The following is a 24,520-nucleotide window of genomic DNA, read 5'->3' on the forward strand; positions in this document are numbered from 1 at the left end:
AGTTGCGTTCGCTTATCCGAAGCACTTACTTGAGTAAGCTCATCAGGGTAACTTGAATGATTTACGTATAGTTAGGCCATCATGTACGACAATGGTTCCCGTAAGGAGTGTAAAACTAAGTCAGTACTAAACCACGAGGGCATGAACGCCAGGCAGGCTAATGTACCACCAGTTATTTACTCGCGCCCAGAAATTCTTTATCAAGAAGCGTAAATATTTCTCCCGTAGCAAAAATAAGCTAATCATTATTTTTAATGCATTGTTTTTACAGTGATAATTTTATTTCAGACGAAGGTCATTGAAAAATGATTAAAAAAATAAAATGTGAGATAAATGTTATGGAAATGACGGGCTGATAAGGTTTATCTTAAAGGAGAAGTGAGAGGGACCGTAAGGCTATATGGAAGCCTTGCCATAGACAGGAGGTATTATAGATGATCTATTTATGGACATTTCTTGCAATAAGTATACTTGCCGTGAGTGGCTATATCGGTCAGGTGATGGGGGCTTTTTCTGCGGTTTCTTCTTTTACGGGAATGGTTATCCTTGCCGCGCTGATTTATTTACTCAATGTATGGCTGCAGGATGGCGATGACATCGTTAGCGGATTATTGCTTTTTCTCGCACCGGCATGTGGGTTAATTATTCGCTTTATGGTGGGATACGGTAAGCGTTAGTCAGTACATACCCTTCATACTTCAAGTTGCTGATGTGTTGGCTATGGATTACTCGGCCCATTCATGGGCCTCGCCCTGACGGGACGTCGCTCACCCCAGTCACATCGTTATCTATGCTCCCGGGGACTCACTCCCTTGCCGCTTTTAAGCAACTAGAATTATTTTTGGTATACACGATGTCAGCGAATAGATAGCGCCGACAATGTCGGCGCTTCTGTTCCCCGGGAAGGCTAATCGTTTATTGCGCGTCCGCAAGCTGCAGTGAGTCCTGATTATGTAACGCATTCTGGCGCTGGCGTTCCAGTTCCAGCGCGCCGCGATGGGAGAGGTAACAGAATAGAATGCAGCACCCGATGCCGCCCATCAGAAGATAAAATCCGCCGTACCAGCCCAGTTTATCCACCATGACGCCAAACAGGCTGGTGCCCAACGAGGCGCCGAAAATATAGCTCATGAACCCACGTAATCCGACGGCGGAACCTACGGCAAAGCTGGGGACTATCTCCATTGTCTGTACGGACGCGAGGAACTGTGGGACGTAAATCAGACAACCTACAATGGCGGCGAAAATCGTTACCATCAGCAAAGATTCACTTTTCCAGTATCCGATCAGACAGACAAAAATCAGCGCCATGCAAATCATGGCTAACGGCATTCTGCGGCCCTTAAACAGTTTATCTGACAGCCAGCCTGCCAGTAGCGTGGAGGGAATCGCCGCCCACTCGAAAAAGAGAAACGCGACGCTCATCTGTTCTTTTGAAAAGTGTTTTACTGTCAACAGATAGATAGGCAACCAGCTAATCATGCCAAACCGCACCATATAGACGAAGACATCGACCAGCGAAATATACCAGGCATTTTTATTGCGCAGCACATAAGTACAGAAGATTTGCCATGCGCTCATATTTTCCGGCGCTTTTGCCGTATTCTTCGTTTTCAGTATGACTTTTTCTTCCGGCATCATCTGTTCCAGGGAGGGAAGACCTTCTTCGCGCGGCGAACCTTTTCCCAAGACCAGAACAATTAAGGCAAAAATGACGGCGACGCAGGCCGGAACGATATAACTGGCGCTTTGCCAGTGTTCGCTGCCCAATATCGCAAAAGCCGCACCGACGATAGGCGCGACGATCCCGCCGCCAACGTTATGCGAGATATTCCAGAAGGCGCCTACGCGTCCGCGCTCCCGACGAGGGAACCAGTTTGCAATGGTAATAAACGAGGGGCCGACGCCCATGCCCTGAAAAAGGCCATTGAAGACCACCAGAGCGGCAAATATCCAGAATGCGCTACTGAATCCCAGCCCAACGTTAACAATCGCGCAGAGTACCAGACCGCACGCCATGAAGACTTTTGGGCTGGCTTTATCCGCCAGACTGCTCATTACGCCTTTACTGATTCCGTAAGCAATAAGCATACAGCTACTCAGCAGGCCGATTTGCGTAGCGCTGAGATCCAATTGCTCTTTTAAATAAGGCGTCGATAATGTGAAGTTGTTTCTGACTATATAGTAAGCGAGATATCCCAGAAATACGCTTAACAATGCCTGTATACGATATCGACCATACGTAGCCTGGACTTTTTCCGGTGGGACTTTATGCGCCGATTGCCCTGTTTTTAATATTGTTAACATGGAGTCACCTGTATTTTATAGTGAGATGAACATCAGGAGGTTTTGTCGGTAGAGTGAAAGGAGTGACAATAAAATTCAAGTCGAAGAAATGTGTCAAAATTGACTCAATTGGGTGAATTTAAAGGTTATTTTTGACCCATCCTGAAGGGTGTGGTGAAACTTTAATTATTGGCATGGCCGTTTTATCGTTAGCATGTGCGGATATTAACAAATTTGCTGCCAGTGATCTGATACGCTTTATTGATGTTTTCGGGCGACGGACCCGTTATTATTCAAATAACGTTGTTCTGGATGCCAACAGAAATAAAAGGGTAAGTTTTGTCTCAATATTTTCTTTATGTGATATCGATATTTATGAACGGGATCACAAATCGACTTTTCTCATGCTGTAGTCGTTTCGCCAGAGTGGGCGCTTTTACGCTATGGCTGGCGGCAATGTTCGGTTCTTGCCAGGCGTACAGCCGCGAGCTGGTGATGGCAACGACCTTTTCACCCAGCGCGACCGCCTGGATTATCCAGCGCTGGCAGACGGAGCCGGGTTCCGTCATGATTCGTACGCTCAACCGTACCAGCGGTTCTTTAGAGCAATTACTTGATACGGCGAATGCGGAAAATGTCGATCTGATCCTGACGTCATCCCCCATGCTGTTGCAACACCTTCAGGAGCACCAAAAGCTGGCGCTATTGGATAGCGCGCCTGCCGCCAGCCAGAAGCTGGTGCCGCGTTCTATCCGCTCAACTTCAGTGGCGGTAGCGGTATCCGGATTTGGGCTATTGATCAACCGTTCAGCGCTCGCTGCGCGCCATCTTCCGCCGCCTGCCGACTGGCAGGATATGGGCCTGCCCAGTTACCAGGGCGCTCTATTAATGAGCAGTCCGTCACGCTCAGACACGAATCATTTGATGGTGGAGTCGCTGTTGCAGCAAAAAGGCTGGACGGCAGGATGGGCAACGCTGCTGGCAATCTCGGGTAATCTGGTCACGATTTCCTCTCGCAGTTTCGGCGTAGCGGATAAAATTAAAAGCGGGCTTGGCGTTGCCGGGCCGGTCATTGATAACTATGCTAATTTGCTACTTAACGATCCTAATCTTGCTTTTACCTATTTCCCGTATTCTGCGGTGTCGCCCACTTACGTCGCGGTGTTAAAAAACAGCCGTCATGCAGACGAAGCGCGTGCTTTTATTCATTACTTATTAAGTCCGAAAGGGCAAAGGATACTGGCTGACGCGAATACCGGTAAGTATCCCGTCGCACCGCTTAGCGCCGATAATCCTCGCGCCGCGCAACAACAGCGTTTGATGGCCCAGCCGCCGTTGAACTATCGTCTGATCCTGAAGCGTCAGCAACTGGTACAACGCATGTTTGATACCGCGATCAGTTTTCGTCTCGCGCAGCTTAAAGATGCATGGCGAGCGTTGCACAGCGCAGAAACGCGGCTTAAACGCCCCTTACCTGAAATCAGAGCCTTATTGACCAGCGTCCCGGTGGATGCGGCAAGCAGTGAGGATGAAACCTGGCTGGCGCAGTTTGATAATAAAAGCTTTGCCGAACAAAAAATGATGGAGTGGCAGATCTGGTTTCTGAACAATCAGCGGCTGGCGATTCACAAACTGGAAGAGCTGAAATGAAGGGGAGATTATTGCAACGGCTTCGTCAGCTCAGTATCAGCAACAGTTTACGGGGCGCATTTTTAACGGGCGCATTACTGACGCTGATTGTCAGTATGGTCAGCCTTTATTCCTGGCATGAGCAAAGTTCGCAGGTTCGCTATTCGCTTGATGAATATTTTCCTCGCATCCACTCCGCTTTTTTAATTGAGGGGAACCTGAATCTGGCCGTGGATCAACTCAATGAATTTTTGCTGGCGCCGAACACGACGGTACGTTTGCAGTTACGTACGCAGATTATTCAGCATCTGGATAAGATTGAGCGTCTCAGTCAGGGGCTTCAGCTTGCTGAGCGCCGGCAACTGGCCGTCATTTTACAGGATAGCCGGACCTTGCTGGCGGAGCTGGACAACGCCCTCTACAACATGTTTTTGGTGCGGGAGAAAGTCAGTGAGCTTTCCGCTCGCATCGACTGGCTCCATGATGATTTCACCACGGAGCTAAATTCGCTGGTACAGGATTTTACCTGGCAGCAAGGGACGCTACTCGATCAAATTGAGGCGAATCAGGGCGATGCAGCACAGTATTTGCAACGTTCGCGCGAGGTGCAGAACGAGCAGCAGCAGGTATATACCCTGGCGCGAATTGAAAATCAGATTGTTGACGACCTGCGCGACAGATTGAATGAGCTCAAGTCCGGCAATAATGACGGGATGCTGGTGGAGACCCATATTCGTTATCTGGAAAACCTAAAAAAAACGGCGGATGAGAATATTCGTGCGCTGGATGACTGGCCCAGTACGATCACGCTGCGGCAAACCATCGACGAACTATTGGAAATCGGGATGGTAAAAAATAAGATGCCCGATACCATGCGCGATTATGTTGCGGCGCAAAAAGCCTTACTGGACGCCAGCCGCGCCAGAGAGGCTACGCTAGGGCGCTTTCGCACGCTGCTTGAGGCGCAGTTAGGTAGTAGTCACCAGCAAATGCAGACGTTCAATCAACGCCTGGAACAGATTGTTCGCGTTAGCGGCGGGCTTATTTTAGTGGCGACGCTCCTGGCGTTGCTGCTGGCCTGGGGACTCAACCACTATTTTATCCGTTCCCGGCTGGTAAAGCGTTTTACCGCGCTTAATCAGGCTGTGGTACAGATAGGGCTGGGGAGAACCGACTCGACTATCCCGGTTTACGGGCGCGATGAGCTAGGACGGATAGCCCGTTTGCTACGTCATACGCTGGGCCAGCTCAATATGCAACGCAGGCAGCTTGAACAAGAGGTCGCCGAGCGCAAAGAGATAGAAGCCGACCTGCGCGCCATGCAGGATGAGTTGATTCAGACGGCGAAACTGGCGGTAGTCGGCCAGACCATGACCACGCTGGCGCATGAAATTAACCAGCCGCTGAATGCGCTTTCAATGTATTTATTTACGGCGGGACGCGCGATTGAACAAGGTCAGAGCGGACAGGCGAGAAATACGCTCACCAAAGCGGAAGGGCTCATTAACCGGATTGACGCCATTATCCGTTCGCTGCGGCAGTTTACCCGTCGGGCGGAGCTGGAAACGCCATTGTATCCCGTTGATCTGCGCCAAACCTTTGTGGCGGCATGGGAGTTATTAGCCATGCGCCACCAATCCCGGCAGGGAGCGCTTTCACTGCCAACCGACACCGTATGGGTTAGCGGCGATGAAGTGCGTATTCAGCAGGTTCTGGTGAATGTGCTGGCGAATGCGCTTGACGCCTGTTCGCATGATGCGGTGATCGCGGTGACGTGGCAGACGCAGGGAGAGGCGCTGGAGGTTTATATTGCAGATAACGGCCCTGGCTGGCCTGTGGCGCTGTTGCCCTCTTTACTCAAGCCGTTTACCACCAGTAAAGCTGTCGGGTTGGGTATTGGGCTGTCGATTAGCGTGTCGCTGATGGCGCAAATGAAGGGCGACCTGCGTCTGGCGTCGACGCTGACGCGTAACGCTTGCGTGGTGCTGCAATTCTCGGTAACGGATGTCGATGATGTTGAATGATGAATGTTCTATTTTGCTGATTGATGATGACGTTGATGTACTTGACGCCTATACCCAAATGCTTGAGCAGGCAGGCTACCGCGTGCGTGGCTTTACCCATCCTTTCGAGGCCAAAGAGTGGGTAAAAGCGGATTGGGAGGGGATCGTTTTGAGCGATGTGTGTATGCCGGGGTGTTCCGGTATCGATCTGATGACGCTGTTTCATCAGGATGACGATCAACTGCCAATCTTATTGATTACCGGACATGGCGATGTACCGATGGCGGTTGATGCGGTGAAAAAGGGCGCCTGGGATTTTCTGCAAAAACCCGTCGATCCGGGCAAGCTGTTGATATTAATTGAAGACGCGCTACGCCAGCGCCGGTCGGTCATTGCACGGCGGCAATATTGCCAGCAGACGTTACAGGTTGAACTGATTGGGCGCAGCGAGTGGATGAATCAGTTTCGACAACGGTTACAACAACTGGCGGAAACGGACATTGCCGTATGGTTTTACGGTGAGCATGGCACTGGACGTATGACTGGCGCCCGTTATCTCCATCAACTGGGGCGTAACGCGAAAGGGCCGTTTGTACGCTATGAACTTACGCCGGAGAATGCCGGGCAGTTGGAGACATTCATCGACCAGGCGCAAGGAGGCACGCTGGTGTTGAGTCATCCCGAATATCTGACACGCGAACAGCAGCACCATCTGGCGCGTTTACAAAGCCTGGAGCATCGGCCTTTTCGTTTGGTGGGCGTTGGCAGCGCTTCGCTGGTGGAGCAGGCGGCAGCTAACCAGATTGCAGCCGAGCTTTACTACTGTTTCGCCATGACCCAAATCGCCTGCCAGTCTCTTTCTCAGCGACCGGATGATATCGAGCCGTTATTTCGCCATTATCTTCGAAAAGCCTGCCTGCGACTCAATCATCCAGTGCCGGAAATAGCGGGGGAATTACTGAAAGGAATAATGCGACGCGCCTGGCCAAGCAATGTGCGCGAACTGGCTAATGCGGCAGAACTTTTTGCTGTTGGCGTGCTGCCGCTGGCGGAAACGGTCAACCCGCAGTTGCTTCTTCAGGAGCCGAGCCCGCTTGACCGGCGCGTTGAAGAGTATGAGCGACAAATTATTACCGAAGCATTAAATATTCATCAGGGACGAATTAATGAAGTGGCGGAGTATCTGCAAATTCCCCGTAAAAAACTTTATCTGCGCATGAAAAAATATGGTCTAAGTAAAGAACATTATAAATTCTGATATTACAGTTACTTTCAATCTGGCTGACAACAACAGCAACGATGTCGTTAGCCAGATAACGTCACATCACCGTAATGGTAAATCATTCCATTATGATTATAGATTGCTTATTATTCACCTGAGCATCAAATTCTATTTCTTAACTTCAATATAAGGTAAAAATGCGTCAAGTTCTCTGGCGTAATAAATGTACTCTTGTCCGACGATTTGACAAGATGAAAACTTCATCACCTCTCCAGATTACATCTGAATATGAGGACAAGAGAAATGAAAAAACATGCTATTGCAGTAATGATGATCGCCATATTTTCTGAGTCGGTTTATGCGGAGTCTACCTTATTTATTCCGGACGTCTCTCCTGATAGCGTCACGACATCCCTTTCCGTGGGAGTGTTAAATGGTAAATCCAGGGAGCTGGTTTATGATACCGACACCGGGCGGAAGATTAGTCAACTGGACTGGAAAATAAAAAATGTCGCCACGTTGCAGGGGGATTTATCATGGGAACCCTATTCGTTCATGACGCTGGACGCCCGCGGCTGGACATCTTTGGCGTCGGGATCGGGTCATATGGTTGACCATGACTGGATGAGCAGTGAGCAGCCAGGCTGGACCGATCGTTCAATTCATCCGGACACCAGCGCCAACTATGCTAATGAATACGATTTGAATGTGAAAGGTTGGTTATTGCAGGGCGATAACTACAAGGCGGGCGTGACAGCGGGCTATCAGGAAACCCGTTTTAGCTGGACGGCAAGAGGCGGGTCTTATATTTATGATAATGGTCGGTATATTGGTAACTTTCCTCATGGCGTGCGCGGCATAGGTTATAGCCAGCGTTTCGAAATGCCCTATATCGGGCTGGCGGGTGATTATCGTATTAATGACTTTGAGTGTAATGTACTGTTTAAATACAGCGACTGGGTAAATGCGCATGATAATGACGAACACTACATGCGCAAACTTACCTTCCGTGAAAAAACGGAAAATTCACGATATTATGGCGCGTCTATTGACGCCGGATATTATATTACCAGTAATGCAAAAATCTTTGCTGAGTTTGCTTACAGTAAATATGAAGAAGGTAAGGGCGGTACGCAAATCATAGATAAAACCAGCGGTGATACGGCGTATTTTGGTGGCGATGCCGCAGGTATAGCTAATAATAACTATACGGTTACCGCGGGGTTGCAGTACCGCTTCTAGACCACATCAGCATGTCATCGGTCATAACCGGCCGATGACGACTTTTTGCTGAGCGTATGGCATGTCCGGTGATATTGCATAGGGGCAATAAAAGTAACATGAAAGGGGAACCGCTCGAAAGGTTATGCAGCAAGAAGAGAATGTCCTGGGTATCAATGGTGTCCCCTGCAGGAATCGAACCTGCAACTAGCCCTTAGGAGGGGCTCGTTATATCCATTTAACTAAGGGGACAACGCGGCGCCAGTATAGCGTTTTTTATTCGCCGGAGTAAGTGTAGCGCCGCCTGACTGGTTAAACCGTCGCCACTCAGCGCTGTTTTTCCGCTTTTTTCCGCTCCCGTTCCAGGCGCTCGCCGCGTAGCCTCGCTTCTTCCTTACGTTTATTGCTCATATCGTTGCGGATCTGCGCGTGGCTCATTAATGCGAAAATAAAAGTGCCGCCGCAGATATTTCCGGCAAGTGTGGGAAGGGCGAAGGGCCAGAGAAAGTCGCTCCAGGGCAGCGTGCCGTTGAAAACCAAATACAAAATTTCAACGGAACCGACGACAATATGGGTGGTATCGCCCAGCGCGATAAGCCAGGTCATCAAAATAATGACCACAATCTTTGCCCCGCCTGCAGCAGGAAACATCCATACCATTGTGGCGATGATCCAGCCAGAGATAATCGCGTTGGCAAACATCTCCGTTGGGCTATTTTTCATGACCTCCATACCAATTTTGACAAAGGCGTCGCGGGTCTCTTCATCAAATATAGGCATATATTCAAATGCCCACGCCGCAACCCCGGTGCCAATAAGGTTGCCCAATAAGACTACGCCCCATAAGCGCATCAGCAGGCCAACGTTACTCAGAGTGGGATTTTGCATTACCGGCAATACGGCAGTAACGGTATTTTCAGTAAATAATTGCTGGCGGGCCATGATGACAATGATAAAACCAAAGGTATAGCCGAGATTTTCCAGTAAAAAGCCGCCGGGAACGCCTTCAAGCTGCACGTGGAAAATTCCTTTCGCCAGGAGTGATGCCCCCATAGAAAGTCCTGCGGCAATGGCTGACCAGAGCAAAGCCATCGCATCGCGTTCCATCTCTTTTTCACCATCCTGGCGAATATGTTCATGAATCGCCATGGCGCGGGAAGGAAGACGATCTTCATCCACTTCAATCTCTTTACCGCTTTGTTTTTCTTCGCTTTCAACTTCCAGGTCACTGCTTTGCCGGTTAATTTTATCGTCGTTAAGGCTATCCATGATGATCTCTGCTGATTAACACATATTAATAAAGCGTAGCGGTTTTTCATTTACCCAGGCCGGGGCATTCTCCGAAAAAATAAAAATGATCACGCTCGTTTTTATCTGTTTCGTTAGAATAGGGCCGTCACGTTGTTGCGTTACCAGGCTATGCTCAGAGCAATGAGATCGCGCATATAGACATCGTTTGACGTGCTGTTAAAATCGCTCACACCTAAACAGGCGGATACGGTAGCGTTCCGTCATGGATGGCAATCAGCGATAGCCATAATTCACAGGGAGACATCTATGAAGCTTCGCCTGTCGGCGCTGGCGCTGGGAACCACACTGCTGGTCGGGTGTGCGAGTTCCGGTACAGAACAGCAGGGGCGTTCAGACCCATTTGAAGGGTTTAACCGCACCATGTACAACTTCAACTTTAATGTGCTGGACCCGTATGTTGTTCGGCCGGTCGCGGTCGCCTGGCGTGATTATGTTCCACAGCCTGCGCGTAACGGTTTAAGTAATTTCACCGGCAACCTCGAAGAACCGGCGATCATGGTGAACTATTTCCTGCAGGGCGATCCTTATCAGGGTATGGTGCATTTCACCCGTTTCTTCCTGAACACCTTATTAGGGATGGGCGGCTTTATTGACGTCGCGGGAATGGCGAATCCTAAGCTGCAGCGCGTTGAACCGCATCGCTTTGGCAGTACGCTGGGCCATTATGGCGTGGGGTATGGGCCTTATATGCAACTTCCGTTCTACGGCAGCTTCACGCTGCGTGAAGATGGCGGGGATATGGCGGATACCTTGTATCCGGTGCTCTCGTGGTTGACCTGGCCAATGTCCATAGGAAAATGGACTATCGAAGGGATAGAAACCCGCGCGCAGTTGCTGGACTCCGATGGTTTGCTGCGCCAGTCTTCCGATCCTTATATTATGGTGCGCGAGGCGTACTTCCAGCGTCATGACTTTATCGCCAATGGCGGAAAACTCAAGCCGCAGGAAAACCCGAACGCGCAGGCGATTCAGGACGAACTCAAAGAGATCGACTCGGAATAAACGGCAGTAAATAAAAAGGTGAGCGCAATGCTCACCTTTTTGATCCGTTTCAGAAAGAGATTAGAACGCGTAGTTAAAGTTAGTACCGAACAGCCAGGCTTTCCCTTCAGATTCAAACTGATAAGGGCCTTCATTAATTTTCACGCTCTGACCATGCATATAAGAGACGCCAACGTCGACAGACGCATCTTTGTTAAAGGCGTAAGTCGTACCGGCGCTCAGCCAGAAACGGTCCTGGTCCGGAATAGAGATAGAACGGTTTTGCGCTGGTACCGGGCTGTCATCGAAGGCGATACCGGTACGGAACGTCCAGTTGTCATCGTAGTAATAGGTGGTACCCAACGCAATGCGATAAGCGTCTTTAAAGCCTTCATGCTTCTCAAAGAGCGTATCGCCGGCGGTCGATTTTGCCTTCAATTCCTGGAACTGGCTCCAGCTGGTATAGGCCAGGCTATAGTGGATGGCCCACTGTGGCGCCACACGGTTATAACCGGACACTTCCCACATTTCCGGCAGATTCAGCGTCAGGTAGCCTGACTGCGTCGCGCCGCCGGTTGCCGTTGGGATAGGCAGGTTAAATCGGTTTATAGCGATGGGAAGATCGCTACTGTAGTTGCCTTTAAAGTCAATTTTGACTTCCGAGCGGTAGGTCAGCGCGTAGCGGTTATTTTTATCCAGTTCATAAAGGATACCGGCATTCCAGCCAAAGCCCCACTGATTACCGTTCAGGTGGGCAATCTTGGTGTCGCTGGGAATCTGACCCGCGACCGGCGCCAGCGCCGGATTCTGTGCCGCGACCAACTGACCTAAATCGCCCGCAAAACGTTCGATTTTTGCACGCGCGTATACCGCATCAAAGCCGAGGCCGAAGCTCCAGGCCTCATTTAAGCGATAAGCGCCGCTTAAATTCAGGTTCATGGTTTCAAGATCGGTCGTACCGCCAACCGAGCCGCCGGCGTATGTGTCGTTAAACTCTGTCGCCAGACCATAGTTAGAGGTAATAGAAGCCCCCCAGCCAAACTGGTCGTTAATCGGGGCGACAAAATGGACGTTCGGCACCCAGGCCGTCGGCGCGATGTTATCCGCATCTAACGTCCGACGAGATGGCGATGTCCCGCTAATATTAACATCAGGATCAATATAAACCGCGCCCGCTGAAAACGTCGGGCGGTCAAACATGGTAATTAACGCCGGGTTGCGGCTAACGTTACCCGCATCATCTGCGATTGCGCCTTCACCCGAATAGGCCCGGCCAAGGCCAGAGGAAGAAAATTCGTTTAACTGAAAGCCTGCAGACCAGGCCTGGGTGGAGATGATTGCCACTGCGACTGCGAGAGCAGACTTTGTAAACAGGGTTTTCTGGCTCATGACCATAACCTCATTGATTATTTTTATACAAACTATGTTACATGCTGTAACAGGAGCGCGAAGTGTAGGGTCTGCGGTACGACTTAGAAATCAGACCAGTGGCGAGAGTATAGGTCTGACCAGCTAGAATGTTGCAAGTATGTTTATAAGTTTTTTCAATTGTGATCTTAGAAACGAGATCTGGCTGGCAAAATCGGCGGGCTTAACGGTCACCCGATCGCGCGATTTTTGTTTTAGATCATTTTTAAGTGTGATTTCGGTCACTTAACGCGTTTCCCACCATTAACGACTGGAGAGGCGAATGCCGGGAGCGTAAAATATCCCCATCGTTTATCTGGCACCCTGGGTGCAAATACAGAGGAAATCTACAATGAGTAAATGCAGTGCTGATGAAACCCCGGTTTGCTGCTGTATGGATGTTGGAACCATCATGGACAACTCCGATTGCACCGCGTCATACAGCCGCGTATTCGCTACCCGCGCAGAGGCTGAAGGGACGCTGGCGGCGTTAACCGAAAAAGCGCGTAGCGTGGAGTCTGAGCCTTGCCAAATTACGCCAACCTTTACCGAGGAATCCGAAGGCGTTCGTCTGGATATTGATTTTGTTTTCGCCTGCGAAGCAGAAACGCTGATCTTCCAGCTCGGCCTGCGTTAATCCGTTCATTCACGACGCCTCCGTCATCATCTGGCGGAGGCGTTTTCTTTTTTTGTCGTTTCCCTTCACTGTGCCTTAGCTCCCACTTTCTTTTCTCTCTGCTTGGCTAAATGTAAAAAATTGGTTAAGACTGTGATCAGGTCAGACCACTAATTTATTTTTTTACAGGGGAGTACTATGCGTCAGGCTTTACCGTTGGTCACCCGTCAGGGCGATCGCATTGCTATTGTCAGTGGGTTACGAACCCCCTTCGCTCGTCAGGCCACTGCATTTCATGGTATTCCCGCTGTTGATCTCGGCAAGATGGTGGTAGGCGAGCTGCTGGCGCGCAGTGAAATTCCAGCCGATGCCATTGAGCAACTGGTTTTTGGTCAGGTAGTACAAATGCCGGAAGCCCCCAATATTGCGCGCGAAATTGTGCTGGGTACGGGAATGAATGTTCATACCGATGCCTATAGCGTAAGCCGCGCCTGCGCCACCAGTTTTCAGGCGGTAGCGAATGTGGCGGAAAGCCTGATGGCCGGCACGATACGCGCGGGTATCGCTGGCGGCGCAGATTCGTCGTCGGTACTGCCAATAGGCGTGAGTAAAGCCCTGGCGCGGGTACTGGTTGATGTCAATAAAGCCCGGACGACCCGCCAACGGCTGACGCTTTTTTCTCGTCTGCGCTTACGCGACCTGCTGCCCGTGCCTCCCGCCGTTGCTGAGTATTCCACCGGTCTGCGCATGGGCGATACCGCCGAACAGATGGCGAAAACGTATGGTATTACGCGTGAACAGCAGGACGCACTGGCGCATCGTTCACATCAGCGCGCCGCGCAGGCATGGGCGGAGGGTAAACTGGCGGAAGAAGTGATGACGACCTATGTGCCGCCGTATAAAAACCCCTTTGCAGAAGACAACAACATTCGCGGCGCCTCCACGCTGGCGGACTACGCTAAACTGCGTCCCGCTTTTGACCGAAAACATGGCTCCGTAACCGCCGCCAACAGTACACCGCTGACCGACGGCGCTGCCGCCGTTATTATGATGACCGAATCCCGCGCTAAAGAGCTGGGGCTGCGCCCGCTTGGTTATCTGCGCAGCTACGCCTTTACCGCTATTGATGTCTGGCAGGACATGCTATTGGGGCCGGCCTGGTCAACGCCGCTGGCGCTGGAGCGGGCCGGGTTGACGATGGCCGATCTGACGCTTTTTGACATGCATGAAGCGTTTGCCGCCCAGACTCTGGCGAACTTACAACTGCTGGGCAGCGAACGATTTGCCCGTGAGGTGCTTGGTCGTGCGCAGGCGACAGGGGAGGTGGATGACGCTAAATTCAACGTGCTCGGCGGCTCAATCGCCTACGGGCATCCTTTTGCCGCAACGGGCGCGCGGATGATAACCCAAACGTTGCATGAATTACGGCGTCGGGGCGGAGGTTTTGGCCTGGTCACGGCCTGCGCGGCTGGCGGTCTTGGCGCGGCGATGGTTCTGGAGGCGGAATAATGACTACCACATCAGCTTTTATGCTTAACGTGCGTCTGGATAATGTCGCGGTTGTCGCTATTGATGTCCCTGGAGAAAAGGTGAACACCCTGAAAGCGGAGTTTGCCGCGCAGGTACGCGCCATCCTGAAGCAGATCCGGGAAAATAAAGCGTTGCAGGGCATTGTTTTTATCTCAGCCAAAGCAGATAACTTTATTGCTGGCGCTGATATCAACATGATAGGTCACTGCCAAAACGCGCAGGAAGCGGAAACGCTGGCGCGTCAGGGGCAACAACTGATGGCGGAGATCCAGGCGTTGCCTGTTCCGGTTATCGCTGCCATTCATGGCGCCTGTCTGGGGGGCGGCCTTGAAATGGCGCTGGCCTGCCATCGGCGTATCTGTACCGACGACGTTAAAACCGTTCTCGGACTGCCGGAGGTACAGTTAGGGCTTTTACCGGGATCGGGCGGAACGCAGCGACTTCCACGGCTGGTGGGGGTCAGTACCGCGCTGGATATGATCCTGACAGGTAAACAGCTTCGCGCCAGACAGGCGCTTAAAGCCGGGCTGGTTGATGATGTGGTGCCGCAAACCATTTTACTGGAAGCGGCTGTCGAGCTGGCTAAAAAAGAACGTCTGGCGCAGCGGACATTACCGGTCCGGGAACGTATCCTGGCGGGGCCGTTGGGACGCGCGCTGTTATTTCGCCTGGTGCGTAAAAAGACGGCGCAAAAAACGCAGGGTAATTATCCGGCGACGGAGCGGATCATTGATGTGATTGAAACTGGACTGGCGCAGGGCAGCAGTAGCGGCTATGACGCGGAAGCGCGCGCTTTCGGCGAGCTGGCGATGACGCCGCAATCGCAGGCGCTGCGCGCTATTTTCTTTGCCAGTACCGAGGTGAAAAAAGATCCCGGTAGCGATGCGCCGCCCGGCCCGCTGAACAGCGTGGGCATCTTAGGCGGCGGGTTAATGGGCGGCGGTATCGCCTGGGTTACGGCCTGTAAAGGCGGCTTGCCAGTACGAATTAAGGATATAAATACTCAGGGGATCAATCATGCTCTGAAGTACAGCTGGGATCTGCTTGAAACAAAAGTACGCCGCCGCCATATCAAAGCCAGCGAACGCGATAAACAGTTGGCGTTGATATCAGGTTCGACCGATTACCGTGGTTTCAGTCATCGTGATCTGGTCATTGAAGCGGTGTTTGAAGATCTGCCGTTAAAACAACAGATGGTGGCGGAAGTGGAGCAAAATTGCGCTGCTCACACCATTTTTGCCTCCAATACTTCTTCCCTGCCGATTGGCGATATTGCGGCGAATGCGGCCAGACCGGAACAGGTGATTGGATTGCACTTTTTTAGCCCGGTCGAAAAAATGCCGCTGGTTGAGGTTATTCCTCATGCGTCTACTTCCGCGCAGACCATCGCCACGACCGTTAAGCTGGCGAAAAAACAGGGTAAAACCCCGATAGTCGTCAGTGATAAAGCCGGGTTTTATGTTAACCGAATTCTTGCGCCGTATATCAATGAGGCGATTCGGATGCTGACTGAAGGCGAACGCGTCGAACATATTGACGCCGCCCTGGTAAAATTTGGTTTTCCGGTGGGGCCAATCCAACTTTTGGATGAGGTAGGAATCGACACGGGCACTAAAATTATTCCTGTGCTTGAGGCGGCGTATGGAGAACGTTTTAGCGCGCCTGCAAATGTTGTCGCTTCAATTTTGAATGACGATCGCAAAGGTAGAAAAAATGGTCGCGGTTTCTATCTTTATGGCGAAAAAGGGCGTAAAAGCAAAAAACAGGTTGACCCTGCTATTTATAAGCTTATTGGCGTGCAAGGGCAGAGTCGATTGTCTGCGCAGCAGGTGGCAGAGCGCTGTGTCATGTTAATGCTTAACGAAGCGGCGCGCTGTTTCGACGAAAAAGTGATTCGCAGCGCGCGCGATGGCGATATCGGCGCCGTGTTTGGTATCGGTTTTCCGCCGTTTCTCGGTGGCCCGTTCCGCTATATGGATGCTCTCGGGCCGGGTGAAATGGTGGCGACATTACAGCGCCTGGCCGCACTTTACGGTCCTCGTTACGCGCCTTGTGAACAATTAGTGCGCATGGCGGAGCGCAGGGAGCATTTCTGGACGAATGGGGAAACTGACCAGGGAAATTGAGGTCAAAGAGAATATGAATCCGCACTGAATGCCTCCTTAGTGGCGAAATAATAATCAAGGATTGACTATACTTACGCCATTGAGGTAAAAAACAGCGTTTCATTCAGTGAATGGATAAGGCACAATGCCGGCCACCGCATTTTTGCCGCAGCCAATAGGGGCATGTGGTAAGCGTGTTGGTGAAACTGGTTAACAAAAGCGGTGCAATATGCAAGTTTTTATCATGCGTCACGGCGACGCAGCCCTCGATGCCGCCAGTGATTCGGTTCGTCCCTTGACCCCTTGTGGGTGTGACGAGTCTCGCCTGATGGCGAACTGGCTGAAAGGTCAAAAAGTGGATATCGAACGTGTTCTGGTGAGTCCGTTTCTTCGGGCCGAACAGACGTTAGATGTGGTCGGCGATTGTATGAATCTGCCGGCTCAGGTGGATGTCCTGCCGGAGCTAACGCCCTGTGGCGATGTCGGTCTGGTCAGCGCCTACCTCCAGGCGCTGGCCAATGAAGAGATCGGATCGGTGCTGGTGATTTCTCACTTACCTCTGGTCGGATACCTGGTATCTGAGCTTTGTCCGGGCGAAACGCCGCCGATGTTCACGACGTCCGCAATTGCCAACGTTACGCTTGATGAAAGCGGCAAGGGGACATTCAACTGGCAAATGAGTCCCTGCAATCTGAAAATGGCGAAAGCGATTTAATCTTTGCTGCCTGATGGCGCTTCGCTTATCAGGCCTACGACAGCGCTGGCTGTTCGTAGGCTGGATCAGGCGCTTGCGCCGCCATCCGGCAATTCCGCATCAGGGTAATTCGGGCGGTTGCCACTCTTCCACTTCAATCAACACCAGCAGCGCGGCGTCGCCGCCGTACTCTTTCGGCGCCTGATGAAAGGCCATCACATGCGGATGCTGCGCCAGCCATAACGGCGTTTGCTGTTTCAGAATATGTTTACCGTGTCCATGCATGACGCAGGCGCAAAAAATATGTTCCCGACGGCAGGCGGCAATCAGCGCCCCCAGTTCCTGCTTGGCCTGAAGCTGCGTTAAGCCGTGTAAATCCAGAAACAGTTCCGGCGAATAGTCGCCGCGGCGCATTTTTTTTAGCTCGAAATGGCTGACATCTTCACGGACATACTTTACCGGCCCTTCCGTATTGAGCAGCGGCTGGAACTCATCGGAAAAATAGTGGCTGGCGTCCGCCTGTTCCTGAATTAACCTTCGGGTAGGGACTTCCGTGATTTTCTTGCGCAGTGGCCGATGGACGATAGTATCCTGTTTAATCTTTCGGGTGCCGACCATCAGCTGACGGAACAGCGCCTGGTCCTCCTCGCTGAGCGATGTTTTCTTTTTCATTCGTGGGTCTCGTCTGATCTTTTGCCTTAGTTTACCCGACCCGGAGGATATCCGAACGGTCAAAACGGATTTTTCGTATTCTCCCGCCGCGTCAATGCTGATTTATCCCTGTCTTCGTGGCAAACTAGCCGCCGAATTTAATGCGAGCATGCCCTGGAGGAATACGTGGATAAAATTTTCGTCGATGAAGCAGTAAGTGAACTGCATACCATTCAGGACATGTTGCGCTGGGCGGTAAGCCGCTTTAGCGCGGCGAATATCTGGTATGGACACGGTACCGATAACCCGTGGGATGAAGCGGTACAACTGGTGTTGCCGTCTCTTTATCTGCCGCTGGATATTCCGGAAGATATGCGGACCGCGCGGCTGACGTCCAGCGAAAAACACCGCATTGTTGAGCGAGTGATTCGTCGCATTAACGAGCGTATCCCGGTCGCCTACCTGACCAATAAAGCCTGGTTCTGCGGCCACGAATTTTATGTCGATGAGCGCGTGCTGGTGCCGCGTTCGCCCATTGGCGAGCTGATTAATAACCACTTCGCCGGCCTTATTAGCCAACAGCCGAAATATATTCTGGATATGTGTACCGGCAGCGGCTGCATCGCCATCGCCTGTGCTTATGCTTTCCCGGACGTAGAGGTTGATGCGGTCGATATTTCGCCGGATGCGCTGGCTGTCGCCGAGCATAACATTGAAGAACACGGTCTTATCCATCACGTGACGCCAATCCGTTCCGATCTGTTCCGCGATCTGCCGAAAGTTCAGTACGATCTGATTGTCACTAACCCGCCTTATGTCGATGCGGAGGATATGTCCGATCTGCCGAACGAATATCGCCACGAACCTGAGCTGGGGCTGGCGTCCGGCACTGACGGCCTCAAATTGACCCGTCGTATCCTGGGAAATGCGCCGGATTATCTGTCCGATGACGGCGTTCTGATTTGTGAAGTCGGAAACAGCATGGTACATCTGATGGAGCAGTATCCGAATGTGCCGTTCACCTGGCTGGAGTTTGACAACGGCGGCGATGGCGTCTTTATGTTGACCAAAGCGCAGTTGCTCGCGGCCCGTGAACATTTCAACATTTATAAAGATTAAAACACGCAAACGACAACAACGATAACGGAGCCGTGATGGCAGGAAACACAATTGGACAACTCTTTCGCGTAACCACTTTCGGCGAATCACACGGGCTGGCGCTTGGGTGTATCGTCGATGGCGTGCCGCCCGGCATCCCGTTAACGGAGGCCGATCTGCAGCACGATCTCGACAGACGCCGCCCCGGCACCTCGCGCTATACTACCCAGCGCCGCGAACCGGATCAGGTAAAAATTCTCTCCGGCGTGTTTGATGGCGTGACGACCGGCACCAGCATTGGCCTGCTGATTGAAAACACCGATCAGCGCTCGCAGGACTACAGCGCGATTAAAGATGTTTTTCGTCCGGGACACGCGGATTACACCTATGAGCAGAAATACGGCCTGCGCGATTACCGTGGCGGTGGACGTTCTTCCGCGCGTGAAACCGCGATGCGCGTAGCGGCAGGGGCGATTGCCAAGAAATACCTGGCGGAAAAGTTCGGCATCGAAATCCGCGGCTGCCTGACCCAGATGGGCGACATTCCGCTGGAGATTAAAGACTGGCGTCAGGTTGAGCTTAATCCGTTCTTTTGCCCCGATGCGGACAAACTTGACGCGCTGGACGAACTGATGCGCGCGCTGAAAAAAGAGGGTGACTCCATCGGCGCGAAAGTGACGGTGATGGCGAGCGGCGTGCCGGCAGGGCTTGGCGAACCGGTATTTGACCGACTGGATGCGGACATCGCCCATGCGCTGATGAGCATCAATGCGGTGAAAGGCGTGGAGATCGGCGAAGGATTTAACGTGGTGGCGCTGCGCGGCAGCCAGAATCGCGATGAAATCACGGCGCAGGGTTTTCAGAGCAACCACGCTGGCGGCATCCTCGGTGGCATCAGTAGCGGGCAACACATTGTGGCGCATATGGCGCTGAAGCCTACCTCCAGCATTACCGTGCCGGGACGTACGATCAACCGGATGGGTGAAGAAGTCGAAATGATCACCAAAGGGCGCCACGATCCGTGTGTGGGGATTCGCGCAGTGCCGATCGCAGAAGCCATGCTGGCGATCGTGCTGATGGATCACCTGCTGCGCCATCGGGCACAGAATGCGGATGTAAAGACAGAGATTCCACGCTGGTAAGAAATGAAAAAAACCGCGATTGCGCTGCTGGCATGGTTTGTCAGTAGCGCCAGCCTGGCGGCGACGCCGTGGCAGAAAATAACCCATCCTGTCCCCGGCGCCGCCCAGTCTATCGGTAGCTTTGCCAACGGATGCATCATTGGCGCCGACACGTTGCCGGTACAGTCCGATAATTATCAGGTGATGCGCACCGATCAGCGCCGTTATTTCGGCCACCCGGATCTGGTCATGTTTATCCAGCGGTTGAGTCATCAGGCGCAGCAACGGGGGCTCGGAACCGTCCTGATAGGCGACATGGGGATGCCTGCCGGAGGCCGCTTTAATGGCGGACACGCCAGTCATCAGACCGGGCTTGATGTGGATATTTTCTTGCAGTTGCCGAAAACGCGCTGGAGCCAGGCGCAGCTATTGCGCCCGCAGGCGTTAGATCTGGTGTCCCGCGACGGTAAACATGTCGTGCCGTCGCGCTGGTCGTCGGATATCGCCAGTCTGATCAAACTGGCGGCACAAGACAATGACGTCACCCGTATTTTCGTCAATCCGGCTATTAAACAACAGCTTTGCCTCGATGCCGGAAGCGATCGTGACTGGCTACGTAAAGTACGCCCCTGGTTCCAGCATCGCGCGCATATGCACGTGCGTTTACGCTGCCCTGCCGACAGCCTGGAGTGCGAAGATCAACCTTTACCCCCGCCGGGCGATGGATGCGGCGCTGAACTGCAAAGCTGGTTCGAACCGCCAAAACCTGGCACCACAAAGCCTGAGAAGAAGACACCGCCGCCGTTGCCGCCTTCCTGCCAGGCGCTACTGGATGAGCATGTACTCTGATGGACAATTTTTATGATCTGTTTATGGTCTCCCCGCTGCTGCTGGTGGTGCTGTTTTTTGTCGCCGTACTGGCAGGATTTATCGATTCTATCGCCGGAGGCGGAGGGCTGCTCACTATCCCTGCTCTGATGGCCGCCGGGATGTCGCCGGCAAACGCGTTGGCGACCAATAAATTACAGGCGTGCGGCGGCTCCCTCTCGTCTTCGCTCTATTTTATTCGCCGTAAAGTGGTAAACCTGGCCGAGCAAAAGCTCAATATTCTGATGACGTTCATTGGCTCGATGAGCGGCGCGCTGCTGGTGCAGCACGTGCAGGCGGATATTTTGCGCCAGATCTTGCCCATCCTGGTGATTTTCATCGGCCTCTATTTTTTATTGATGCCGAAGCTGGGGGAGGAAGATCGCCAGCGCCGCCTGTATGGATTACCGTTCGCGCTGATAGCCGGGGGATGCGTCGGTTTTTACGACGGCTTTTTCGGGCCTGCCGCCGGGTCGTTTTACGCTCTGGCGTTTGTCACCTTATGTGGCTATAACCTGGCGAAATCCACGGCACATGCCAAAGTGCTTAACGCTACCTCCAACGTTGGCGGCCTGCTGTTATTTATCATCGGCGGCAAAGTGATCTGGGCGACGGGCTTCGTGATGCTGGTTGGTCAGTTTTTAGGGGCGCGAATGGGGTCGCGTCTGGTGTTGAGCAAAGGCCAAAAGCTTATCAGACCGATGATCGTTATTGTCTCGGCGGTGATGAGCGCCAGGTTACTTTATGATAGCCACGGACAGGAGATCCTCCACTGGTTGGGGATGAATTAATGAACAGTACGCACCATTACGAACAATTAATTGAGATTTTTAACGGCTGCTTTGCCGAAGAATTTAATACCCGTCTGATTAAAGGCGACGACGAACCGATCTATCTTCCTGCTGACGCGCAGGTACCGTACCACCGTATCGTCTTTGCGCATGGGTTTTACGCCAGCGCGCTGCATGAGATTTCTCACTGGTGTATCGCCGGTAAGGCGCGCCGCGAACTGGTCGACTTTGGTTACTGGTACTGCCCGGACGGACGCGACGCGCAGACCCAAAGTCAATTTGAAGACGTTGAGGTGAAGCCACAGGCTTTCGACTGGTTGTTTTGCGTGGCGGCGGGGTATCCCTTTAACGTCAGTTGCGACAATCTGGAAGGCGATATTGAACCGGATCGCGTGGCGTTTCAGCGCCGGGTTCATGCGCAGGTAATGGCGTATCTGGAGCAGGGCATTCCTGAACGTCCGGCCCGCTTCATCAAAGCGCTACAGAATTACTATCACACGCCCGAACTTAAGGCGGAACAGTTCCCGTGGCCGGAAGCGCTTAATTAAAGCCAGCGCCACGTTTACAATGAGGAAAGAAGATGATCGCGGAGTTTGAATCACGCATTCTGGCATTAATTGACGATATGGTAGAGCACGCCAGCGACGATGAGCTTTTTGCCAGTGGATACCTGCGTGGCCACCTGACGTTAGCCATTGCCGAGCTGGAGAGCGGTGATGACCACTCCGTTGAGGCGGTCTATGCCAACGTTAGCCAAAGTCTGGAAAAAGCGATCGGCGCCGGCGAACTGTCGCCGCGCGATCAGGCGTTAGTCAAAGCGATGTGGGACAATTTGTTCGACAAGGCAAAACAATAACGCCGTGGGCCGGAAGGCGACGCTTGCCGCCTTCCGTTATTGACCCATTACTTCACCGCTTTTCCCTTCAATAACTTTCTCACCCATAACCGATTCGGATTTAACGCCGCCAGCGTACTGGCATCCAGTGGAATCGGCTCGTTACTCATCTGCGCCGCCAGAATTTCTGCGCATAATGGCGCTGAGCACAAACCGCGCGATCCCAGCGCGCCGAGCATAAATAAACCCGGATACACAGGCGCAGGCGCCGCCGATGTTTTATTATCGGCTAAATCGGCGTAATGCGTCAGCGTGGCGTGGTAATCCGGGACATTGCCCACCATCGGCAGATGGTCGCGGGTGGCGCAACGCACGCCGCAACGGGCGCTGTTGCCGCTAACGTCAACCTCTGTGGCCCATTTCGCATCCGGAAAACAGTCAAGCAGACGCTGTCGGTTCTGACGCTGATCTTCTTCGCGCCAGACGGTGCTTTCGTCGCCCCGGTGATAGCTGGCGCCAATACAGTGCTGCTGATTATGCGGATTTTGCGGCGTCAGATAGCCGTCGTAGCATAACACCTGACGCAACGCCGAGAGAGCGGGGGTGGTGGGAATATGACTGACCTGCCCCCCGACGGCATACACCGGCAGCGGCCGGGTCTGATCAAAACGGTTAATCTGATGGCCGTTCGCCAGGACGACGGTCTCATGGCTGGCGGTTTCACCTGACATAAAGCGCAGTTGCCAGCGCGACTCCTGCGCAACGAGCGACGTGAGCGTATGGCGAAAGCGCGTTTGTAAACCCTGTTCGGTCGCCAGTGCGATGACTGCGCGAGTTAATTGTTCCGGGCATAGCCAGCCGCCTGCCGGATAGGTAATTCCTCCGCAGCGTGTCGTCACGCCAACCGCCTGTTCCGCCTCTTCGGCATTGAGCGCCGAGGCCAGTTCGGCGGGCAGCGCCAGGGACAGCATCTGGGCAATTTTCTGCTGGCTTTTCTCATCCCATCCGAGCTGTGTCACGCCGCACCAGTCATGATCAAAAGAGACGGGCAGGGCATCATACAGGCGACGGGCAAAGGTGAATGCGGTCGGGAAAAAGCGATTAATGGCGGCGTCATGTTTGCTAAGGAGTGGATAAAGCGCACCCTGTCGATTACCGGAGGCGCCCTGGGCGGGCTGGTCGTCCGCGCAATAGAGCGTCACCTGCCAGCCGCGACGCAGTAACGCCAGTGATAACAGCGCGCTGGCGATGCCGCCGCCAATGATCGCCGTTTCACGTTTTTCGCTTCCGCTGCGGTAAAACCAGGGCGCGGAAAGGGTCGGCATGAGGTGTTGTTCCATCACTCCGCAAAGCATCTCGCGTTTACGTCCGAAGCCTTTGCGTTTTTGCATGGTAAAACCGGCTTCCTGTAATCCCCGACGAACGAAGCCCGCCGAGGTAAACGTCGCCAGCGTTGCGCCGGGCCGCGCCAGCCGCGCCATCGCGTTAAACAGGTTTGGCGTCCACATATCCGGATTTTTCGCCGGGGCAAAACCGTCGAGGAACCAGGCGTCGACTGTTTGATTCAGCGTGGCGTCCAGTTGGTCGGTCAATTCATTAATATCGCCAAACCACAAATCCAGTGTCACCCGGCCCCGATCCAGCAATAGGCGGTGGCACCCCGGGAGCGGCAGCGGCCATTGCGCCTGCAGCTGCTCTGCCCAGGGCGCGAGCTCCGGCCAGTGTTGGTGCGCCAGCGCCAGATCGTCGCGCGTTAACGGGAATTTCTCAAAACTGATGAAATGTAACCTTTGCAGCGTCGCCTGTGGGTGCGCAGAACGAAAGCTGTCAAACGCCTGCCACAGCGTCAGGAAGTTGAGTCCGGTGCCAAAACCGCTTTCCGCGACTATAAATAATGGATGTGAATGTACGGGAAATCGCTCCGCAAGACGATTGCCGCCAAGAAAAACGTAGCGTGTCTCTTCGAGTCCATTGTCATTAGAAAAATAGACATCATCAAAATCTCGGGAAACAGGTGTACCCTCAGCGTTAAATTCGAGTGTGGCGGGTTGTATGGCGTATTGTTTCACGTAAGTTACTCGTCTGACGGGCGGTATCGCGATCTTAACGATGTGTGCCTGATGGCGCAAATTTCCGTACTAAATGGCTGATC

21 protein-coding genes and 1 tRNA gene are annotated in these 24,520 nt (G+C 52.7%); 16 read left to right on the top strand and 6 right to left on the bottom strand.

Annotated features, from left to right (window positions below; all coding sequences use genetic code 11):
* Positions 1-434 precede the first annotated feature (434 nt).
* Positions 435-677, top strand: coding sequence for a YfdY family protein (locus J4613_RS17115; protein WP_000639889.1), 243 nt, complete (start codon positions 435-437; stop codon positions 675-677).
* A gap of 238 nt (positions 678-915) precedes the next feature.
* On the opposite strand, the gene pgtP is transcribed toward J4613_RS17115, so the two are convergent.
* Positions 916-2,307: a phosphoglycerate transporter PgtP gene (gene pgtP, locus J4613_RS17120; RefSeq protein WP_111742273.1), complete on the bottom strand. Its 1,392-nt coding sequence runs from the start codon at positions 2,305-2,307 to the stop codon at positions 916-918.
* Positions 2,308-2,742: 435 nt separating this feature from the next.
* On the opposite strand from pgtP, the gene pgtC reads away from it, so the two are divergent.
* The 4 genes from pgtC (at position 2,743) to pgtE (ending at position 8,382) form a co-directional block, all read left to right on the top strand.
* Positions 2,743-3,936 (top strand): phosphoglycerate transport regulator PgtC, encoded by a 1,194-nt coding sequence (pgtC, locus tag J4613_RS17125; protein WP_000467983.1) that lies wholly within the window; start codon positions 2,743-2,745, stop codon positions 3,934-3,936.
* Positions 3,933-5,939 carry a two-component system sensor histidine kinase PgtB gene (pgtB, locus tag J4613_RS17130; protein ID WP_000678496.1) on the top strand — a complete coding sequence of 669 codons (2,007 nt, stop codon included), beginning with the start codon at positions 3,933-3,935 and terminating at the stop codon, positions 5,937-5,939. The genes pgtC and pgtB overlap by 4 nt, the downstream gene beginning before the upstream one ends.
* Positions 5,929-7,176 carry a two-component system response regulator PgtA gene (gene pgtA, locus J4613_RS17135; RefSeq protein WP_000930842.1) on the top strand — a complete coding sequence of 416 codons (1,248 nt, stop codon included), beginning with the start codon at positions 5,929-5,931 and terminating at the stop codon, positions 7,174-7,176. The genes pgtB and pgtA overlap by 11 nt, the downstream gene beginning before the upstream one ends.
* Positions 7,177-7,443: 267 nt before the next feature.
* Positions 7,444-8,382, top strand: a complete 939-nt coding sequence (gene pgtE, locus J4613_RS17140) for an omptin family outer membrane protease PgtE (protein ID WP_058144996.1) — start codon at positions 7,444-7,446, stop codon at positions 8,380-8,382.
* 156 nt (positions 8,383-8,538) lie between these two features.
* Here the strand turns inward: pgtE and J4613_RS17145 are convergent.
* Positions 8,539-8,613, bottom strand: a tRNA-Arg gene (locus tag J4613_RS17145).
* A gap of 75 nt (positions 8,614-8,688) precedes the next feature.
* Positions 8,689-9,630, bottom strand: a complete 942-nt coding sequence (locus tag J4613_RS17150) for a formate/nitrite transporter family protein (RefSeq protein WP_000377779.1) — start codon at positions 9,628-9,630, stop codon at positions 8,689-8,691.
* A gap of 288 nt (positions 9,631-9,918) precedes the next feature.
* On the opposite strand from J4613_RS17150, the gene mlaA reads away from it, so the two are divergent.
* The gene (gene mlaA / locus J4613_RS17155) at positions 9,919-10,674 is read left to right on the top strand and encodes a phospholipid-binding lipoprotein MlaA (protein WP_000776787.1); all 756 of its coding nucleotides are present in this window, start codon (positions 9,919-9,921) and stop codon (positions 10,672-10,674) included.
* A 60-nt stretch (positions 10,675-10,734) separates the two neighbouring features.
* Here the strand turns inward: mlaA and fadL are convergent, their stop codons facing one another.
* The gene (fadL, locus tag J4613_RS17160; protein ID WP_001518618.1) at positions 10,735-12,042 is read right to left on the bottom strand and encodes a long-chain fatty acid transporter FadL; all 1,308 of its coding nucleotides are present in this window, start codon (positions 12,040-12,042) and stop codon (positions 10,735-10,737) included.
* A gap of 370 nt (positions 12,043-12,412) precedes the next feature.
* Here fadL and J4613_RS17165 point away from each other — a divergent pair, with 370 nt between their 5' ends.
* The 4 genes from J4613_RS17165 (at position 12,413) to sixA (ending at position 17,026) form a co-directional block, all read left to right on the top strand.
* Entirely contained in the window at positions 12,413-12,697 is a 285-nt protein-coding gene (locus J4613_RS17165; protein WP_000030906.1) for a YfcZ/YiiS family protein, read from the top strand.
* 177 nt (positions 12,698-12,874) lie between these two features.
* Positions 12,875-14,185 carry an acetyl-CoA C-acyltransferase FadI gene (fadI, locus tag J4613_RS17170; RefSeq protein ID WP_001248128.1) on the top strand — a complete coding sequence of 437 codons (1,311 nt, stop codon included), beginning with the start codon at positions 12,875-12,877 and terminating at the stop codon, positions 14,183-14,185.
* Complete coding sequence (gene fadJ, locus J4613_RS17175) at positions 14,185-16,332, top strand: fatty acid oxidation complex subunit alpha FadJ (RefSeq protein WP_198871431.1); 2,148 nt, start codon at positions 14,185-14,187, stop codon at positions 16,330-16,332. The genes fadI and fadJ overlap by 1 nt, the downstream gene beginning before the upstream one ends.
* A 208-nt stretch (positions 16,333-16,540) precedes the next feature.
* A complete protein-coding gene (gene sixA, locus J4613_RS17180; protein WP_001195800.1) occupies positions 16,541-17,026 on the top strand; it encodes a phosphohistidine phosphatase SixA in 486 nt (161 codons plus the stop codon).
* Positions 17,027-17,125: 99 nt separating this feature from the next.
* On the opposite strand, the gene smrB is transcribed toward sixA, so the two are convergent.
* On the bottom strand, positions 17,126-17,677 hold the full coding sequence (smrB, locus tag J4613_RS17185; protein ID WP_000730794.1) for an endonuclease SmrB: 552 nt from the start codon (positions 17,675-17,677) through the stop codon (positions 17,126-17,128).
* A gap of 165 nt (positions 17,678-17,842) precedes the next feature.
* Here smrB and prmB point away from each other — a divergent pair, with 165 nt between their 5' ends.
* Genes prmB through J4613_RS17215 form a run of 6 tightly spaced genes read left to right on the top strand, consistent with a single transcriptional unit; the run spans position 17,843 to position 22,389 of the window.
* A complete protein-coding gene (gene prmB / locus J4613_RS17190) occupies positions 17,843-18,775 on the top strand; it encodes a 50S ribosomal protein L3 N(5)-glutamine methyltransferase (RefSeq protein WP_058653401.1) in 933 nt (310 codons plus the stop codon).
* A gap of 35 nt (positions 18,776-18,810) precedes the next feature.
* Positions 18,811-19,896, top strand: coding sequence for a chorismate synthase (gene aroC, locus J4613_RS17195; protein WP_000918457.1), 1,086 nt, complete (start codon positions 18,811-18,813; stop codon positions 19,894-19,896).
* Between the two features lie 3 nt (positions 19,897-19,899).
* Positions 19,900-20,724: a penicillin-insensitive murein endopeptidase gene (mepA, locus tag J4613_RS17200; RefSeq protein ID WP_000750429.1), complete on the top strand. Its 825-nt coding sequence runs from the start codon at positions 19,900-19,902 to the stop codon at positions 20,722-20,724.
* Positions 20,724-21,533, top strand: a complete 810-nt coding sequence (locus J4613_RS17205) for a sulfite exporter TauE/SafE family protein (RefSeq protein ID WP_000368599.1) — start codon at positions 20,724-20,726, stop codon at positions 21,531-21,533. Before mepA ends, J4613_RS17205 begins: the two co-directional genes overlap by 1 nt.
* Positions 21,533-22,081: an elongation factor P hydroxylase gene (locus J4613_RS17210; RefSeq protein ID WP_001089211.1), complete on the top strand. Its 549-nt coding sequence runs from the start codon at positions 21,533-21,535 to the stop codon at positions 22,079-22,081. Before J4613_RS17205 ends, J4613_RS17210 begins: the two co-directional genes overlap by 1 nt.
* Positions 22,082-22,113: 32 nt before the next feature.
* Positions 22,114-22,389 carry a YfcL family protein gene (locus J4613_RS17215; protein WP_000559749.1) on the top strand — a complete coding sequence of 92 codons (276 nt, stop codon included), beginning with the start codon at positions 22,114-22,116 and terminating at the stop codon, positions 22,387-22,389.
* A gap of 47 nt (positions 22,390-22,436) precedes the next feature.
* Here the strand turns inward: J4613_RS17215 and mnmC are convergent, their stop codons facing one another.
* Positions 22,437-24,437: a bifunctional tRNA (5-methylaminomethyl-2-thiouridine)(34)-methyltransferase MnmD/FAD-dependent 5-carboxymethylaminomethyl-2-thiouridine(34) oxidoreductase MnmC gene (gene mnmC / locus J4613_RS17220; protein WP_000816085.1), complete on the bottom strand. Its 2,001-nt coding sequence runs from the start codon at positions 24,435-24,437 to the stop codon at positions 22,437-22,439.
* Positions 24,438-24,520: the final 83 nt, after the last annotated feature.

Source organism: Salmonella sp. 32020114201800008SM (assembly GCF_017572025.1).
Lineage (GTDB): Bacteria > Pseudomonadota > Gammaproteobacteria > Enterobacterales > Enterobacteriaceae > Salmonella > Salmonella enterica.